This is a genomic window from Streptomyces sp. NPDC050535, assembly GCF_044457665.1.
In the GTDB taxonomy this organism is placed as follows: Bacteria; Actinomycetota; Actinomycetes; order Streptomycetales; family Streptomycetaceae; genus Streptomyces.
The window spans coordinates 736,124-753,038 of sequence record NZ_JBITHE010000001.1 but is presented as its reverse complement, the minus strand read 5'-3'; the positions used below and the strand labels follow the sequence as shown (position 1 = coordinate 753,038).

12 protein-coding genes and 1 tRNA gene are annotated in these 16,915 nt (G+C 69.5%); 9 read left to right on the top strand and 4 right to left on the bottom strand.

Annotated elements, in window-relative coordinates:
- The first annotated feature begins 230 nt into the window (after window positions 1-230).
- From ACIBLC_RS03160 to ACIBLC_RS03135, 6 genes are all read left to right on the top strand, one after another.
- The gene (locus ACIBLC_RS03160; protein WP_399209271.1) at window positions 231-1,415 is read left to right on the top strand and encodes an ATP-binding protein; all 1,185 of its coding nucleotides are present in this window, start codon (window positions 231-233) and stop codon (window positions 1,413-1,415) included.
- Window positions 1,412-1,819, top strand: coding sequence for a roadblock/LC7 domain-containing protein (locus ACIBLC_RS03155; protein ID WP_399208877.1), 408 nt, complete (start codon window positions 1,412-1,414; stop codon window positions 1,817-1,819). Before ACIBLC_RS03160 ends, ACIBLC_RS03155 begins: the two co-directional genes overlap by 4 nt.
- On the top strand, window positions 1,816-2,193 hold the full coding sequence (locus ACIBLC_RS03150) for a DUF742 domain-containing protein (RefSeq protein WP_399208876.1): 378 nt from the start codon (window positions 1,816-1,818) through the stop codon (window positions 2,191-2,193). The genes ACIBLC_RS03155 and ACIBLC_RS03150 overlap by 4 nt, the downstream gene beginning before the upstream one ends.
- On the top strand, window positions 2,168-2,761 hold the full coding sequence (locus ACIBLC_RS03145; protein WP_383686983.1) for an ATP/GTP-binding protein: 594 nt from the start codon (window positions 2,168-2,170) through the stop codon (window positions 2,759-2,761). Before ACIBLC_RS03150 ends, ACIBLC_RS03145 begins: the two co-directional genes overlap by 26 nt.
- Window positions 2,762-2,769: 8 nt before the next feature.
- Window positions 2,770-4,119 (top strand): cytochrome P450, encoded by a 1,350-nt coding sequence (locus ACIBLC_RS03140; protein WP_399208875.1) that lies wholly within the window; start codon window positions 2,770-2,772, stop codon window positions 4,117-4,119.
- A 220-nt stretch (window positions 4,120-4,339) separates the two neighbouring features.
- Window positions 4,340-5,482, top strand: coding sequence for a tryptophan dimethylallyltransferase family protein (locus tag ACIBLC_RS03135; RefSeq protein ID WP_399208874.1), 1,143 nt, complete (start codon window positions 4,340-4,342; stop codon window positions 5,480-5,482).
- 82 nt (window positions 5,483-5,564) lie between these two features.
- Here ACIBLC_RS03135 and ACIBLC_RS03130 read toward each other — a convergent pair whose 3' ends face one another.
- Window positions 5,565-6,875: a flavin-containing monooxygenase gene (locus tag ACIBLC_RS03130; protein WP_399208873.1), complete on the bottom strand. Its 1,311-nt coding sequence runs from the start codon at window positions 6,873-6,875 to the stop codon at window positions 5,565-5,567.
- Window positions 6,876-7,415: 540 nt separating this feature from the next.
- Between ACIBLC_RS03130 and ACIBLC_RS03125 the strand changes: the two genes are divergently transcribed.
- The 3 genes from ACIBLC_RS03125 (at window position 7,416) to ACIBLC_RS03115 (ending at window position 13,842) form a co-directional block, all read left to right on the top strand.
- Window positions 7,416-10,253: a carbohydrate-binding protein gene (locus ACIBLC_RS03125; RefSeq protein ID WP_399208872.1), complete on the top strand. Its 2,838-nt coding sequence runs from the start codon at window positions 7,416-7,418 to the stop codon at window positions 10,251-10,253.
- Window positions 10,254-10,255: 2 nt separating this feature from the next.
- The gene (locus ACIBLC_RS03120; RefSeq protein WP_399208871.1) at window positions 10,256-12,424 is read left to right on the top strand and encodes a ThuA domain-containing protein; all 2,169 of its coding nucleotides are present in this window, start codon (window positions 10,256-10,258) and stop codon (window positions 12,422-12,424) included.
- Between the two features lie 218 nt (window positions 12,425-12,642).
- Window positions 12,643-13,842 carry an ROK family transcriptional regulator gene (locus ACIBLC_RS03115; RefSeq protein WP_399208870.1) on the top strand — a complete coding sequence of 400 codons (1,200 nt, stop codon included), beginning with the start codon at window positions 12,643-12,645 and terminating at the stop codon, window positions 13,840-13,842.
- 110 nt (window positions 13,843-13,952) lie between these two features.
- Here the strand turns inward: ACIBLC_RS03115 and ACIBLC_RS03110 are convergent.
- The 3 genes from ACIBLC_RS03110 to sucD all read right to left on the bottom strand — a co-directional run bounded on the left by ACIBLC_RS03110 (window position 13,953) and on the right by sucD (window position 16,910).
- Window positions 13,953-14,037: transfer RNA gene (locus ACIBLC_RS03110), tRNA-Leu, on the bottom strand.
- Between the two features lie 211 nt (window positions 14,038-14,248).
- The gene (locus ACIBLC_RS03105) at window positions 14,249-15,805 is read right to left on the bottom strand and encodes an aldehyde dehydrogenase family protein (RefSeq protein ID WP_399208869.1); all 1,557 of its coding nucleotides are present in this window, start codon (window positions 15,803-15,805) and stop codon (window positions 14,249-14,251) included.
- 220 nt (window positions 15,806-16,025) lie between these two features.
- Window positions 16,026-16,910 (bottom strand): succinate--CoA ligase subunit alpha, encoded by an 885-nt coding sequence (gene sucD / locus ACIBLC_RS03100; RefSeq protein WP_399208868.1) that lies wholly within the window; start codon window positions 16,908-16,910, stop codon window positions 16,026-16,028.
- Window positions 16,911-16,915 lie beyond the last annotated feature (5 nt).

The window sequence follows — 16,915 nt, the reverse complement described above, 5'->3', positions numbered from 1 at the left end:
GGTGAGGCCCGACGGGTCACCAACCCGCCCCACAATTGGGTCTATTGACGGTCAGTCATGTGTTCGTACGGTGATACGATCTCCGCACTTGCGGAGCAGGCAGATGGGTGCAAAACGACATCTCCGACTACGGGGACAGTCCGGGCGGTAACTCCGACGCCGGCCGTCCACCGGCTCACCGCATTGACGGAAATTCAGCAGCTGGCCGTCAGTCGCCTGAAGAGAGTCTTATGACGCATTACATAGAGGACCCGATTTTCTGGGCTCTCCTTCTCGTCACCCTTGCCGCAGTCGCCCTCATCGTTGTTCAACGCAAGGCGGCACGAATTTCGCGGCGCGAGATAGAAGGACTCAGGGCTCAGCACTCCGAGCGAGAGAGAGATTACTCGCAATCCATTCTGGATTCCCAGGAGCAAGCGCAGGAGCACGCCCAGGAAGAAATCAAGACAGTTCTCAAGTCCGCCATGCGGACACTCCAGGTAACCGCCGCGGAGCAGCAGAAGATCATTTCTGAGCTCCAGGAGAAGTACGGCGACTCCGTCATCCTCCAGGATCTCCTGGAGATCGACCACACGAACTCACAGTTCGGACGCCGCGCCCAGTCCATCGCCGTGCTGTGCGGTGGCTGGCTGGGAAACCGGCGTGAGGTCGCCTCGGTTTATGACGTGGTCCGCAGCGCACAGGGCAGGATCCGCCACTTCCGGCGGGTGGAGATTCTTTCGCAGGTCGACTTCGGCGTCACCAGCCGAGCCGTCGAACCCGTGGCGCTGGCTCTCGCGGAGCTGCTCGACAATGCCACGAGCTACTCCAGCCCGGACTCCGTTGTCGAGATCAACATTCGTACCGTCCCCAAGGGGGTTTGCATCGTCGTCGACGACGCCGGTGTCGGCATGAACGACGAGGAGAGGGCCAAGGCCGCGAAACTCCTGTCGAGTGAGCGGGCCACAGGTGTCTCGGGACTCGGTAACCCGCCGCAGTTCGGCTTCGCCGTGATGGGCGTGCTCTGTGAGCGCTTCGGCTTCGAGGTGTCCGTGGACTCCTCGTCCCCCTACGGCGGCGTGCGGTCGATCCTCCTCCTGCCGCACGACCTGCTCGCCGAGATTCCGGAGCCGAAGGCGCAGGCGCCTGCCGCACCCGTCGCCTCGGTGCCGGGCCCGATCGGATCCGAACCCACCCTGACCACGTCCGCGACCGACGACGGCCTGCCGAGGCGACGTCGCAAGCGGCCGATGGCCGTCGTGCCGGGAACCTCACCACAGGCTCCCGGCACCTCGACCCGCTCCAGCGCGGAAAGGGCAGCGGTCTTCGGAGCCTTCCAACGGGGCACGACGTCCGGTCGAGTCGCCGATCCGGACACAGCGGATCAGACGAGCGGCACACGTGGTGCAAGCAGCGAAGGGCATGAGGTCTCGTGAACGACGATCTTGATCTGGCATGGATGCTCGACGGCGCGCTGGAGATACCCGGGGCCGTGCACGCGGTGCTCATCTCCGCCGACGGCCTGTTGATGACCCGGACGAAGGATCTCGACAGGGACGACGCCGACCGGGTCGCCGCCGCGATGAGCAGCATGCAGTCACTGAGCCGCGCGCTCGCGTTCTTCTGCGCGGATCCCCAGCAGCAGTGGCGGCAGACGCTCGTCGAGTTCGACGGCGGCTGGGTGTTCCTGATATCCGCCGGACCCGGCGCCTATCTCGCGGTCTCGGCCACCCCCGACGTCGACATGGCGGACATCACCTTCCGCATGCAGCAGCTCGTCGGTCAGTTGGGCAAGGCGCTGACGACACCGCCTCGAGCCAACCTCGGCGCACCCTCATGACGGGGCCGGACGAAGGGGAGTTCGAGGCCGGGGAGCTGGTGCGGCCCTACGTCGTCACCAAGGGCCGCGGCCTGCCCGACGATTCGAAGCTCTCGCTGATCACCCTGGTCACGGCGACGGCCGACCACCAGCAGCGGCCGACCCGGCTCTCCCCCGAGGAGCAGCGGCTGCTGGACCTCGCCGCCGTCGGCTACCTCTCGGTCGCCGAGATCGCGGGGCACACCCAGTTACCACTGGGAGTGGTACGGATCGTTCTCTCCGCTCTCATCGAGGGCGGCTATCTCATTGCCCGGCCGCCCGTGGAACGCGCCGCGCTCGCCGACCAACAGATCCTTCAGGAGGTGCTGAATGGTCTCCGTTCAAGGTTTGGATGAGGACGCCTACGTCCGTGGCGGAGCGACGCAGACCGCGGTGAAAATCCTGGTCGTCGGACACTTCGCGGTGGGCAAGACCACCTTCATCGGGTCGATATCGGAGATCGTTCCGCTGTCGACCGAGGAGACGATGACGCGGGCCGCGGAAACGGTCGACGACCTCAAGGGAGTCCAGGGCAAGACCACCACCACGGTCGCCATGGACTTCGGCCGGCTCACCATCAGCGACCGTGTCGTCCTCTATCTCTTCGGAACGCCCGGACAGCAGCGTTTCGTGCAGATGTGGGAGGACATGGCCCGCGGCGCTCTGGGCGCGCTGGTGCTGGTCGACCCCGAGCGTCTCGCGGACTCCTTCCCCGTCATCGACCTGATCGAGCAGTACGGCCTCGACTACGCCATCGCCGTGAACCACTTCGCGGGTGTGCAGGCCCGTGACGAACGGGCGCTGCGCGAGGCACTGGACCTCCTTGACGACACCCCCGTCGTCACCTGCGACGCGCGGGACGAGAAATCGTCGGCCGAAGCACTGATCACTCTCGTCCGCCACTTGCAGGAACGTGCACATTAGGAGCAGAGATGGACGCTCAATCCGCAGCACCCGTGCCCCCGCCCGGGTGCCCGGCCCACAACTCCGGCGGCCGAGTGCCGCTGTACGGGCCGGAGTTCGCGGCCGATCCACAGGCGTACTACGAGTTCATGCGCCACTACGGACCGACCGCGCCTGTGGAGCTCGCCCCGGGGGTCGAGGCGACGCTGGTCACCGACTACTCGGCGGCACTTCAGTTGTTGCAGGACTCCAGCACGTTCCGGAAGGACGCCCGCCGCTGGCGGGACTTCAACGAAGGCAGGGTCGGGCCGGACAGCCCGGTCTTCCCGCTGCTGGCGTACCGGCCCAACTGCATGTTCAGTGACGGCGCCGAGCACCTGCGGCTGCGCCAGGCGGTCACCGACAGCATGGCGCGCGTGGACTCCCGCAGGCTGGCCCGGAGCACCGGGCAGATCTCGGACTACCTCATCTCCCAGTTCAGCGCCCGAGGTTCGGCCGACCTGGTCAGCGACTACGCCAAGCAGTTGCCGCTGTTCGTGTTCAACGAGCTCTTCGGCTGCCCGGCGGAGGTCGGCGACCGGGTTCTCTTCGGCATCTCCGGCATGTTCGACGGCGTCAACGCCGAGAAGGCGACCGGGGTGCTCTTCCAGGCCGTCGGCGAACTCGTGGCGCTCAAGCGGGCCAGGCCCGGCGACGACGTCACCTCGTGGCTGATGGCGCACGAGGCCCGGCTGACCGACGAGGAGATGGTCCACCAACTGGCGCTGCTCCTGGGCGCGGGGGCCGAGCCGCTGCGGAACCTCATCGGCAACACCCTGCACCGGCTGCTCACCCAGGACAAGTACGCCATCGCCGGCGGTCTGATCGGGGAGGCCCTGGAAGACACACTGTGGGAGAACCCGCCCATGTCGAACTACGCGCCGCACTACCCGGCGTCCGACATGGAGTTCGCCGGCGGGAAGCTCGCGGCGGGTGACCTGGTGATGGTCAGTTTCGCCGCCGCCAACACCGGTCCGGCGCTCACCGCCTCGCGCCAGGCGGGCAGCAGCCGTGCCCACCTGGCGTGGAGCGCGGGTCCGCACGCGTGCCCGTCCAAGGACCCGGCGATGCATATCACCGTCACGGCCATCGAGAACCTGCTCAACAGGCTGCCCGACGCCCAGCTCGCCGTCCCGGAGGACAGCCTGACCTGGCGTCCGGGCCCCTTCAACCGGGCACTGGCCACCCTGCCCACCCGGTTCACTCCGGTTCAGCCGGCGCGGCAGGCGAAGCCGGCGTCCCGGTCCGAGGCGCCGGTGCGCGACGAGCAGGCCGACGCGGCGCGCAAGCCCGAAGGCGGCGGCAAGTGGAGCCAGTTCCTGTCCTGGCTGACGAGGTGATGCACACAACACCCGACAACTCCCCCTAACTGCATGACGGTTCAACTGCACGGGTAGTGACCACCGCGGCAGTTGTGTTGTCAGAAGACATAGGGGGTGTCGTGTACCACATACCCACCAGCGCCGCGAGTACGACCCAACGGCATAGAAAGCAAGGCAAGATACCCGCCCCCGCAGGCGGGTATCTTCTTGTGCGCCCCGGCGTACACCGGAGCGAACGGTGAGCGCCTACCGGCCCGGCGAGCGGAGCGGCTCGACCGCACCGGCTCTCGGCGGTTTCACGGCGGGGCAGTTGGTGCGCCTGTGCGACGTCGTGGGGCTCTCGGCCTCCGACGCGGAGGTCTACGCGCGTGTACTCATCGACACGCTGGGCCCCCTGGCCGAGCGTCCACTGGACCTGCCGCCGCCCTCCGACAGTTTCCTGTCCGACGACCACACGCCGGTGGAGTTCTCGCTGTCGTTCCTGCCGGGAGCGGCACCGGCACTGCGCCTGCTCCTCGAACCGGGATGCGGTGCCGGCGGCCTGCCGCAGAACGGCAGCACGGGGCTGCGCGTCATCCGCGAACTGGCGCGGCGCTGGGACTTCTCCACCGGCCAACTCGACCGTTTGGAAGACCTGTTCTTCCCGGCCTCCGCCGAAGGCCCCTTCGCGCTGTGGTGCGCGCTGGAACTGCGCCCCGGCGGTGTACCCAAGGTGAAGGTGTACCTGAATCCCGCGGCGTCCGGGCAGGAACGTTCCGCCGGGACGGTGCGGGAGGCGTTGCGCCGGCTCGGCCACCGAGAGGCGTTCGAGACCCTGCCGCGGGCGGACGGCTATCCGTTCTTCGCCCTGGACCTGGGCGACTGGGACACCCCCCGGGTGAAGGTCTATCTCAGGCACGACGACCTGTCGGCGGCGGAGGCCTGCCGGCTGCCCCGCACGAGCCCGGGTCCCGGCGCCGCGGAGCTCCAGGAGTTCTTCGGTACGGCGGCGGGCAGCCCCAGGTCCGCTGCCGGACAGGACGCACGGCTCGGCGGCCGGCCCGGCCTGTCCTGCCACTCCTTCACCGAGACGACGACCGGCCTGCCGAGCGGCTTCACCCTCCACATCCCGGTCAGGGACTACGTCCGGCACGACGGGGAGGCCCTCGCCCGGGCCGTGGCCGTCCTGGTCCGCCACGGGATGGATCCCGCCCCGCTGCTCGGATCCCTGGCCGCCGTCACCTCGCGCCGGCCACGGGACGGCACAGGGCTGATCGCGTATCTCGCGCTCACCCATCAGCACGGGCGGCCGCCGCGGGTGACCACGTACATCTCCTCGGAGGCCTACGCCGTCCGGCCACCGGTCGCCCGGCTGCCCCATCGGGCCGAATCGGTGCGCTGAGGCACTCCACGGCCCACGAAGCTCCTGCCGGACGGCCCTTCGACCAGTGGTGGGAGGTCCGCCAGGAGCTTCGTCCACCCGGCTAAGCGGCGTACGGGTCCTTCTCGTCGTCGCGCAGCTCCTGGAGATACGGCACGACGTCGACCTGGATGGAGGAACCCTCTCCAGCCCCGTAGCGGTCGGCGACACCACGCAGGTAGCCGCTGATCTCCTTGCGCATGACCTCGGGGGACGGCAGGCCGGCGTCGCCGTCGACGAGCCGCGCGACCCAGCGTGCCTGGGCCTCCACGAGTCGGGTGATCGCTCCGACGGGCCGGACCAGACCGATGAAGTGCAGGCCCGGGTGATCGGGCGCGACCACCCTCTTGTACAGCTCGACCGCCCCGTCCGGGCCCGTGGGCCAACCCGCCGGGAGGAACGGGAAGGCCATCCGGTACCCGGTGCAGTAGACGATCGCGTCGGCCTCTTCCGAGCTGTTGTCGGTAAAGAGGACCCGTCTTCGGTCGAGGGAGTCGATCGCCGGCCTGGGGATCACCGCGCCATGACGTATCCGGCTGAGTATCTCGTCCGAGATGGTCACCGCCGAGGCGAAAATACGGTGGTCGGGCTCGGGGAGACCGTAGTCGGCCAGCCTCCCCCGCGCGACAAGCAGCGAGCGCTCGACGAAACCGCGCTGTTCCGACAGGGACATCCGGGTCCACCACGGGGCGTTGGCGATCTCGTCGAGCGAAAGGCCGAAGAGCTGCTTGGGGACGATGTGCAGCCCTCGCCTGACCGACAGCACGGTCCGTGCGGCGTGCCGGGAGACGTCCGCCGCGATGTCCACCGCCGACGCGCCGAGCCCCACGACGACGACGCGTTGGCCGCGGAAGTCGCTGCCGTCGCGGTAGTCGATGGAGTGCAGAATCGTTCCGGCATAGGACTGCGAACCAGTCGGCAGCGGGTTCGGGAGGACCGGTTCCGTGTTGTGCCCCGAGGCGACGATCACATGCCCGAACCGCCGTGTCGTCGGCACCCCGCCCTCGTCCCGGCTGACGACCGTCCACGCACCGTCGGGATCCTGACGTACGGACGACACCTCGGTGCGCAGCTCGATGCGATCCAGTACGTCCGCCCACTCCGCGTAGGAACGCAGATAGGCGGCGACGTCGCTGTGCCGCGGATAGAGGGGAAAGGAGTCGGGCATCGGGAAACCGGTGTAACCGGTGAGCTGCTTGGCGGTGTTGAGGTGCAGCGGCAGATAGCCCGGCCCTCTCTCCCCGGCCTGCGGTTGCCGCCAGATCCCTCCGACGTCCGGCGCCCGCTCGAGGCAGACGAAATCGACCCCTCTGGCCGCAAGAGCGTGCGCGGCCGCCAGACCTGACAAACCAGCACCGATCACACAGACAGTCACGGTTCCCCCCACAGGACACTTCCCTCTCAGCAAGGGACATGACTGCCCAGCCGCCCATAGCTCCACACCGGTGAAAAAGAGCCATCGACGTCTGAAGTCGGCCTGCGGGAAAAGGACCGCGCGCGAGGCCGCCAGCCCGCACGTACGACACGTGGCGCCGGCCCAGAGGTCCGGTCACCCTCCATGTAAGTCCATCGCTTTGACTTATGCCGGCACCTGCACACCCACAAGTACCGCCAGGTACACGAACAAGGGGACCAAACGGGCGTCGGCTCCCGATGCGGCGGCGCATGGCACGGGTCCTGCGATCCGTAAGCCAGGAAGACGGACATACGGAACGGAGTTTTGACAGGCGCTTGACAAACTCGCGGCACTTCGCGAGCATGCAAAACATCTGCAGATTGCTGCAAATATCACAGTGCAGCATGCAATTTCTTCTTGTTGCCTTCATCTCGCATCCCAGTACGGCTGATGCACGCGGCAAGCGCGGCCGGCGCGCGCCTATGCCTGACAACCCGCACGTCAGGAAGGAAGCCCCCCATGTCTTGGCGCCCTCGCGCAGGGCTCAGAACGCTCACTGCGCTCGCACTCGTCCTGGCCGGAGCCGCTACGGCGGCGCCCGCGACCACGGCGGCTCCGGCGGATCTCCCGCCGAACGACTACCAGCAGGTACAACTCGCTTCTGGAGCAGCCGAGTTGGGCGAGGCGATGTCGCTCGCCGTGCTGCCCGACCGCTCCGTCCTGCACACCGCGCGCGACGGCACGATCCGCTACACCGACGCCGCGGGCAACACCAAGCAGGCCGCCCGGCTGAACGTCTACACGCACGACGAGGAGGGTCTGCAGGGCATCGCGGCCGATCCCGGATTCGCCTCCAACCGGTACGTCTACGTGTACTACTCGCCCACGCTCAACACCCCGGCGGGCGACGCCCCCGCCACCGGATCCGCCGCCGACTTCGAGCCCTGGAAGGGGCACCTGAACCTGTCGCGGTTCACGCTGAAGACCGACGGGACCCTCGACACCGCCAGCGAGAAGGTCGTCCTGGAGGTTGCCAACGACCGCGGCCAGTGCTGCCACGTGGGCGGCGACATCGACTTCGACTCCGCCGGAAACCTCTACCTGACCACGGGCGACGACACCAACCCGTTCGACTCCGCCGGCTACGCGCCGATCGACGAACGCACCGACCGCAACCCGCAGTTCGACGCGCAGCGCAGCTCGGGCAACACCAACGACCTGCGCGGCAAGCTGCTCCGTATCAAGCCGACCGCCGCGGGGGGTTACACCGTCCCCTCCGGCAACCTCTTCGCACCCGGCACCGCGAACACCCGTCCCGAGATCTACGCGATGGGCTTCCGCAACCCGTTCCGGATGTCCGTCGACAAGCTCACGGGCGTCGTCTACCTCGGCGACTACGGTCCGGACGCGGGCGGCACCGACCCGAACCGCGGCCCCGGCGGCCAGGTCGAGTTCGACCGTGTCACCGGCCCCGGCAACTTCGGCTGGCCGTACTGCACCGGCACCAACACCACCGCGGAGACGTACAACGAGTACACCTTCCCGAGCGGCCCCTCCGGCGCCAAGTACGACTGCGCGGGCGGACCGGCCAACAACTCCTTCCGCAACACCGGCCAGTCCAAGCTGCCGCCGGTGAAGCCGAGTTGGATCAAGTACGGGCTGGACGGCTCGCCTCCCGAGTTCGGCGGCGGCTCCGAGTCCCCGATGGGCGGCGAGGTCTACCGCTACGACCCGAACCTGAACTCCTCGGTCAAGTTCCCGCAGTCCCTCGACGGCCGGTACTTCGCCGCCGAGTTCGGACGCCAGTGGATCAAGGCCATCGAGGTCAGGAGCGACGGTTCGTACGGCACGATCGACGACGTCCCCTGGAACGGCACCCAGGTCATCGACACCGACTTCGGACCCGACGGCGCGCTGTACGTCCTGGACTACGGGACAGGGAGCGGGAATCAGGCCCTCTACCGCATCGAGTACATCGCGGGCAGCAACCGCAACCCGGTCGCCCAGGTGTCCGCCGACAGGACCTCCGGCGCCCTGCCGCTCGCGGTGCGGTTCTCCTCACAGGGGAGTTCGGACCCCGAGGGTCAACAGCTCACCTACTCCTGGAACTTCGGCGACGGCTCGACGTCCACCCAGGCCAACCCCAGCCACACGTACACCGCCGCGGGCACCTTCCGGCCCACCCTCACCGTCAGGGATCCCGAGGGTCTCACCGGCACCGCCAGCCTGGTGGTGACCGCCGGCAACACCGCACCGAGCGTCACCCTGCAACAGCCCCTCGACGGGCAGCTGTTCTCCTTCGGCGACACCGTCCCCTTCAGAATCCAGGTCAGCGACCCCGAGGACGGCGCGGTCGACTGCTCGAAGGCCAAGCTCACCTACCTCCTCGGCCACGACAGCCACACCCACGCCATCACCTCGACCACCGGCTGCAGCGGCACCCTCAGCATTCCCGCCGACGGCGAACACGACAGCGCCGCCAACCTGTACGGCGTCTTCGACGCGGAGTACACCGACTCCGCCGGTCTGACCACGCACTCCGTGCGCACCCTGCAACCCCGGCACCGCCAGGCGGAGCACTTCTCCGCCCAGTCGGGCATCCAGATCGCCGCGCACGGCCCGGCCGAGGGCGGCAACACGGTCGGCTTCACCGACGACGGCGACTGGATCTCCTTCAAGCCGTACGCGCTCACCGGCGCCGACCGCGTATCCGCCCGGGTCTCCTCCGGCGGGACCGGCGGAACCGTCGAGATCCGCGCGGGGTCCACGACCGGGACGCTGCTCGGCACCGTGACCGTGCCGGTGACCGGCGGCTGGGAGACGTTCACGGACGTCTCGGCCGCACTGTCCGCGGTCCCGTCCACCACCACCGAACTGTTCCTCGTCTTCCGCGGCCCGACCGGCCAGGGAAACCTCTTCGACGTCGACGCGTTCACCTTCAGCGGCAGCGCCCCCACCAACACCACGTGGGAAGGGGAGTCCTACACCTCCTCGTCCGGTGTGCAGGCCGCCGCCCACGCGCCGGCCAGTGGCGGCCAGACGCTCGGCTACATCGAGAACGGCGACTGGGCCGGGTACGCCTCCGTGCCCACCGCGGGTGCCTCCTCCTTCTCCGCCAAGGTCTCCTCGGCGGGCGCGGGCGGCACCATCCAGATCCGCTCCGGCTCGCAGTCCGGGCCGGTGCTCGGCTCGGTGGCGGTGCCGGTGACCGGCGGCTGGGAGACCTTCGCCACCGTGACCACCACGCTCAACGGCACCGGATCCGGGCCGCTGTTCCTCACCTTCACCGGGGGCGGCGGAAACCTCTTCGACATCGACACCTTCACGCTCGGCGCCTCGGCGCGAAAGGGGCGCTGACCATGACCACCCTGATGCGGCGACTGCGCCGCGGCCCGGCGATCCTCGCCATGGCACTGACCTGCGCACTGCTGACCCCCTTCGGCCAGGCCCAGGCCCAGGCGGCCTCCGGCCAACAGGCCGCGGCCTTCGACGTCCTCGTGTTCTCCAGGACCGCCGGATTCCGGCACGACGCGATCCCGGCCGGCATCGGCGCCCTGCAAACCCTGGGCCGGCAGAACGACTTCACCGTGACCGCCACGGAGGACGCCGCCGCCTTCACCACCGCCAACCTGTCCGGCTACGAGGCGGTGGTCTTCCTCAACACCACCGGCGACGTCCTCAACGCCTCCCAGCAGACCGCCTTCCAGACCTACGTCGACTCCGGCGGCGGCTACTTCGGGGTGCACGCGGCCGCCGACACCGAGTACGACTGGCCCTACTACGGCCAACTCGTCGGCGCCTACTTCCAGAGCCATCCCGCGATCCAGCAGGCCACGGTCAAGAACGAGAACCGCGCCCACCCGGCGACCGCGCATCTGGGGACCACCTGGACGCGGACCGACGAGTGGTACAACTACCGCACGAACCCACGCGCCAACGTCCGCGTCCTGCAGACCCTGGACGAAACGACGTACAGCGGCGGCGGAATGGGCGCCGACCACCCCATCACCTGGTGCCACAGCCAGGGTGCGGGCCGCTCCTTCTACACCGGGCTCGGCCACACGATCGAGTCCTACGACGACCCGGCCTTCCGTTCCCTGCTGCTCGGCGCCGTCCGATACACGGCCGGCCAGGCCTCGGGCGACTGTTCCGCGGCCCCCGGCACCGCACCGGTGGAGGCCGAGTCCTTCACCTCGAACTCCGGCGTACAGGCCGCGGGCCACGCTCCGGCCAGCGGCGGCCAGACCCTCGGCTACATCGACAACGGCGACTGGGCCGGATACGCCGGCGTCTCCACCGCGGGAGCCCGGACCTTCACCGCGAAGGTCTCCTCGGCGGGCGCGGGCGGCACCATCGAGATCCGCTCCGGCTCGGCCACCGGCACCCTGCTCGGCTCGGTGGCGGTGCCCGTGACCGGCGGCTGGGAGACCTTCGCCACGGTCTCGACGACACTGACCGCCACCGCCTCAGGCCCGCTGTTCCTGAGGTTCACCGGCGCAAGCGGAGCCCTCTTCGACATCGACACCTTCACACTCGGCACCGACACCGCCTCCAGCGGTCTGTCCCCGAACGTGCACCTCTTCTACTACCCGTGGTACGGCAGCCCGGCCGTCAACGGCGGCTGGCGGCACTGGCAGCAGGGCGGCCGCACACCGCCCGAGGACGTCGGTGCCGACTTCTACCCGGCGCTGGGCCCCTACGACTCCGCCGACTACACGGGCGCGGTGGCCCAGCACATGAAGTGGGTCGCCCGGTCCGGCGCCGGTGTCATCGTCTACAGCTGGTGGGGCCGCGGCGGATACGAGGACGGACTCGCCCGGGGTGTCCTCGACGCGGCGCAGAAGGAAGGCGTCAAGGTGGCCTGGCACCTTGAGCCGTACACCGGCCGCACCGCGGCCTCGACCGTCGCCGACATCCAGTACATCAACAGCACCTACGGCAGCCATCCGGCCTTCTACCGCGACGCCGAACACGGCGACAAGGGCGCGTTCTACGTCTTCGAGAGCCTCAACATCACCGACTGGGCGCCGCTCGACCAGGTCACGGGCAGCAGCATCGTGCTCGCGCAGACCACCGACACCACCAGGATCGCGCACTTCTCCGGCCTCTACACCTACGACGGCATCGCGGGCGCCACCGCTCCGGGCTGGAAGCAGGCGGGCGACTACGCCCGCGCCAACGATCTGATCTGGGCCCCGTCCGTCGCTCCTGGCTACCTGGACGACCGTGCCGTACCGGGCAACACGACACCCACCGTCGAGCGGGCCGACGGAGCGGCGTACGACAGGCAGTGGTCCAACGCCCTCGACCCCGCGATCGGCGGCTCGCCGGCCTGGGTGTCGGTCACGTCCTTCAACGAGTGGCACGAAGGGAGTTCCATCGAACCGGCCGACTCCACCCCGCCCACGGGCCACGGCTACCGGACGTACGACGGCGCCTACGGCCTGACCGGCGAAGCGGCGCAGACGGCCTACCTGGACCGCACCGCGTACTGGGTGAACCGCTTCCGGGCAGCGTTGCGCGACTGACACACCACGCCTCGTCCGCAAGGGCGTTGTGAGAAGGGCGCCCGACCCGGCTCGGGCCGGGATCGGGCGCCCTTCACCATGCCTGGGCGTCGCGCCCACCTGTTATCGTCGGCGTCCATCGATCTGATGTACGGCCAGTGGGGTGGCCCGTGTACGGCCAGTGAGGTGGCCCGCGCCGAACATCCGCCGTCGCGGGAGACGAGTCGTGAGGACGGGTCGTGGGAACGAGTCACACCTCCATCAGGCGTGGCACCGCTCCGCCGCGGCTGGGCGATTTCAACGAGTCGGTCGTCCTGGATGCCATCCGACGCCATGCGCGGGGGCTGAGCCGGGCCGAACTGGCCCACTCCACCGGCCTGTCCGCGCAGACCGTCTCCAACATCTGCCGCCGTCTCATCGACCAGGGGCTCGCCCGGGAGTCGGGCAAGCAGTTCACCGGCACCGGCGGCAAGCCACGCACCCTGCTGCGCGTCGTGCCCGGAGCCAGGTACGCGCTCGGAGTACATCTGGATCCCGCTGTCCTCACCTACGTCCTGCTCGACCTGCCGGGCACGGTCGTGGTCCAGCACAGCGAACCCACGCCGCTGGGCACGGACGCGGAGCGGGTCACGGAGGGGATGGCCGCGTCGATCCGGACCCTGGTCGACGGTTCGGGGGTCGACACCGGCCGGATCCTGGGCCTGGGCATCGCCGCGCCCGGACCGCTCGACCCGGACCACGGGTCGGTCGTCGACCCGCCCGAACTGCCGGGCTGGGGCAGCGTTCCGTTGCGCGCGCGGCTCGCCGCCGAGACCGGATTCCCCACGCTGCTCGACAAGGACGTCATCGCCGCCGCGGTGGCCGAGCGCTGGATGGGCGCGGCGGCCGACACCCGCAACTTCCTCTTCTTCTACCTGGGCACCGGATCCGGCATGGGTCTGGTGGTGGACGACACGGTGCTGCGCGGAGCCTCCGGCAACGCCGGCGAGGTCGGCGGCCTGGGCGCCGCGTGTTCCACCCGGGCCCTGGTCGAGGAGGCCATCCAGATGGGTGCGCTGGGGTACGAGTTCACACCCACCGGTCCGCAGGACGCCCGGCTCGGCCTGGCCGAGCTCGCCCGCCGGGCACGCGCCGGTGAACAGCCGGCCTCCGCGGTGGTGCGACGGTGGGCGATCCGCATCGGCCGGGGCGTCTGCGCCGCGGCCACCCTGTTCGACGCCGACACCATCGTGTTCGGCGGCCCGCTGTGGCCGCAGATGGCCGAGCCGTTCCTCGCCGTGATCGAGCCGATGGTCGCCTCCTCCCCCTTCGTGAAGGCGGTGCATCCCACGACGGTGACGTCCACCCGTGTCGGCGAGCACGTCGCGGCGGTCGGCGCCGCCTGCCTCGTACTCGACCACACCCTCTCGGCCCGGCCGGGGAGCCTGCTGCCGCGCTGACGGGCGCCTCGCTCCTGAGAACTCCGGCCGCGCCCGGCCGACGACGCAAACACGGATGGTGCTGACCGGGATCCGGTCAGCACCATCCGTGTGCACAAATATTCACTGTGTGTCCGAGGGGGGACTTGAACCCCCACGCCCGATAAAGGGCACTAGCACCTCAAGCTAGCGCGTCTGCCATTCCGCCACCCGGACTGGGTGTCTGCCGCCTGGACGGGGGTGTTCCCCGCGGCGACATGGACAACAATACCAAGGTTTCGGAGTGCCTTTCACCTGCATATCCGGGCTGCCGAGGCGGCTGCGCGGGTGCCGTCGAGGGTGCCCTTCGGGAATCGCCATGGGTGACCCGCCGGCTACCCAGGGGGCGGGCGGCGCCCGTCCGTGGACGCCGCCCGCGACCCTCAGCTCACGGCATGAGGTGGTAGTCGGGGAAGTTGCCCGGGAGCCGCTCCCCCGCCGGTCCCTGTGTCACCGCGCGCACCAGCAGTTCGCCGCCCACGAACGCGCCCCGCCAGGACGCGCCGAAGCCGCCGAAGAGCTCGTCGCGGTCGCCGCGGGAGCGGGGCTTGCCGTGGCCGACCTTGAACGCGCGGATCTGCGGGGCCAGGCGGTCGTACGTCGACCTGTCGTCCGTCGACAGGGTGGCGACGAGCGCGCCGTTGGACGCGTTCATCGCGGCGAGGAGCTCGGCCTCGGTGTCGACCAGGACGATGGTGTCGACCGGGCCGAAGGGTTCCGCGTGGTGCAGCGGCGAGGACGGGGGCGGGTTGAGGATCGTGACGGGGTGGACGTATGCCGAGGTGTCCTGGCCCGGCAGGAAGCGCGCGTCGGACAGGTTGCCGCGGTGCAGGGGGACGGCGCCCCGGTCGATGGCCTCGGCGACCTGGTCGTGGAGGTCCTTGGCCTTGGCCGCGTTGATGACGGGGCCGAAGTCGAGGGACGGGAACGGGTCGTCGGGGTGCTCGACCGCCAGCGGGTGTCCTATGCGCAGGGTACGGACCGCCGGGAGGTAGGCCGCCAGGAAGTCGTCGAACAGGGCGCGCTGGACGACGAAGCGCGGGTAGGCGGTGCAGCGCTGCTTGCCGTAGTCGAAGAGCTTGGGGATGACCGCGGTCAGCGCGTCCCAGTCCGTGTGGTTCCAGATGCCCCAGGTGTTCAGCCCTTCCTGTTCCAGTACGTGTCGCTTGCCCAGGTCGGCGACGGCGGTGGCCACCGCGGCACCCGTGTCACGGCCGCCGACGAAGGAGACGCAGCCGATCTCCGGCGAACGGACGAGGGCCTCGGACAGCTCGCCTCCGCTGCCGCTGACGAGGGTGACGGGAATCCCTTCGCGCGCGGCGAGCGCACTGGCCAGGGTGAGACAGGCGACGCCGCCGTCGGTCGGGGTCTTGGCGATGACCGCGTTGCCGGCCAATGCCTGTACCAGCATTGCGTGAACGAGCACGCTCATCGGGTAGTTCCAGCTCGCGATGTTGGACACGGGCCCGTCGAGCGGGGTCCGGCCCTCCACCATGGGTTCGATGCCGTCGACGTACCAGCGCACGCCGTCGATGGCCCGGTCCACGTCGGCCTGGGCGAGCCGCCAGGGCTTGCCGATCTCCCAGACCAGCAGAAGGGCGAGCAGTTCACGGTGCTCGGTCAGGGCGTCGAGGGTCGCCGCGACGCGGGCCCGGCGCTCGGCCGGCGGAACGTGGCGCCAGGCGCGGTGCTGGTCGAGTGAGGCGCGTACGGCCTGCTGGGCGGTGGCGGCGTCCAGACGCGGCGGACCCGCGATGGGGCTGCCGTCGACGGGGCTGGTGGCGGGCAGCGCCCGGCCGTCCGCGTGCCAGGCGGAACCCCAGAGGTTGAGGACCCGGTCTTCCTGGAAGGCCTCGGGCGCCGCGTGGAGGCAGCGTTGCCAGGCGTCGGCCCAGGATGTCCCTGACTTCAGGACGAGGTTGGTGGTGTTGAGGGTGGTGGTCATTCGGTGTCTCCGCTCTCGGTGCACAGTCGGGGGCGGGGGGCCGGCTCCTGCCGGACGGCAGGAAGCGCAGGCCCGCGCGAGCAGGTGTCGCGTACGTACGGAGGGGCGGGGTGGCCCCTGTGTCCATGGGGAGCGGCGGGGTGGCCGCCGTGTCCGTACGGAGGAACGTAGTGAGGCCGGGATGTCCCCGGCAGTCACCTCACGTCAACTATGAGTGACGTCACGTTCCGTTCTCGAGCCGGTCGAGCACCAGTCGCGCCGTCTCGGTCGGGGTGCCGCCCACGCGCACTCCGACCGCCTCCAGGGCCTTCTTCTTCGCCAGGGCGGTGCCCGACGAGCCGGAGACGATGGCGCCCGCGTGTCCCATGGTCTTTCCCTCGGGGGCGGTGAATCCGGCGATGTAGCCGACGACGGGCTTGGTGATGTGGTCGCGGATGTACGCGGCCGCCCTTTCTTCGGCGTCGCCGCCGATCTCCCCGATGAGAACGATCAGTTCGGTGTCGGGGTCTTCCTGGAAGGCCGCCAGGCAGTCGATGTGGGTGGTGCCGACGACGGGGTCGCCGCCGATGCCGACACAGGTCGAGAAGCCGATGTCCCTCAGTTCGTACATGAGCTGGTAGGTGAGGGTGCCGGACTTGGAGACCAGGCCGATGCGGCCGGGCTTGGTGATGTCGGCGGGGATGATGCCCGCGTTCGACTCGCCGGGGCTGATCAGGCCGGGGCAGTTGGGGCCGATGACGCGGGTGCCCTTGGTGGCGGCGTACGCCTGGAAGGCCACGGAGTCGTGGACCGGGATGCCCTCGGTGATGACGACGGTGAGTCCGATCCCGGCGTCGGCCGCCTCCGTCACGGCCGCCTTGGCGAAGGCCGGCGGGACGAAGACGACGCTCACGTCCGCCCCGGTCTCCTCGATGCCTTCGCGCACCGACCCGAACACCGGCACGGTGCGGTCGTCGAAGTCGACGGTCCGGCCCGCCTTGCGCGGGTTGACGCCCCCGACGACGTCGGTGCCGGCCGCGAGCATCCGCCGCGTGTGCTTCATGCCCTCGGCGCCGGTCATGCCCTGGACGAGGACCTTGGACTCCTTGGTGAGAAAGATGGCCATGTCCA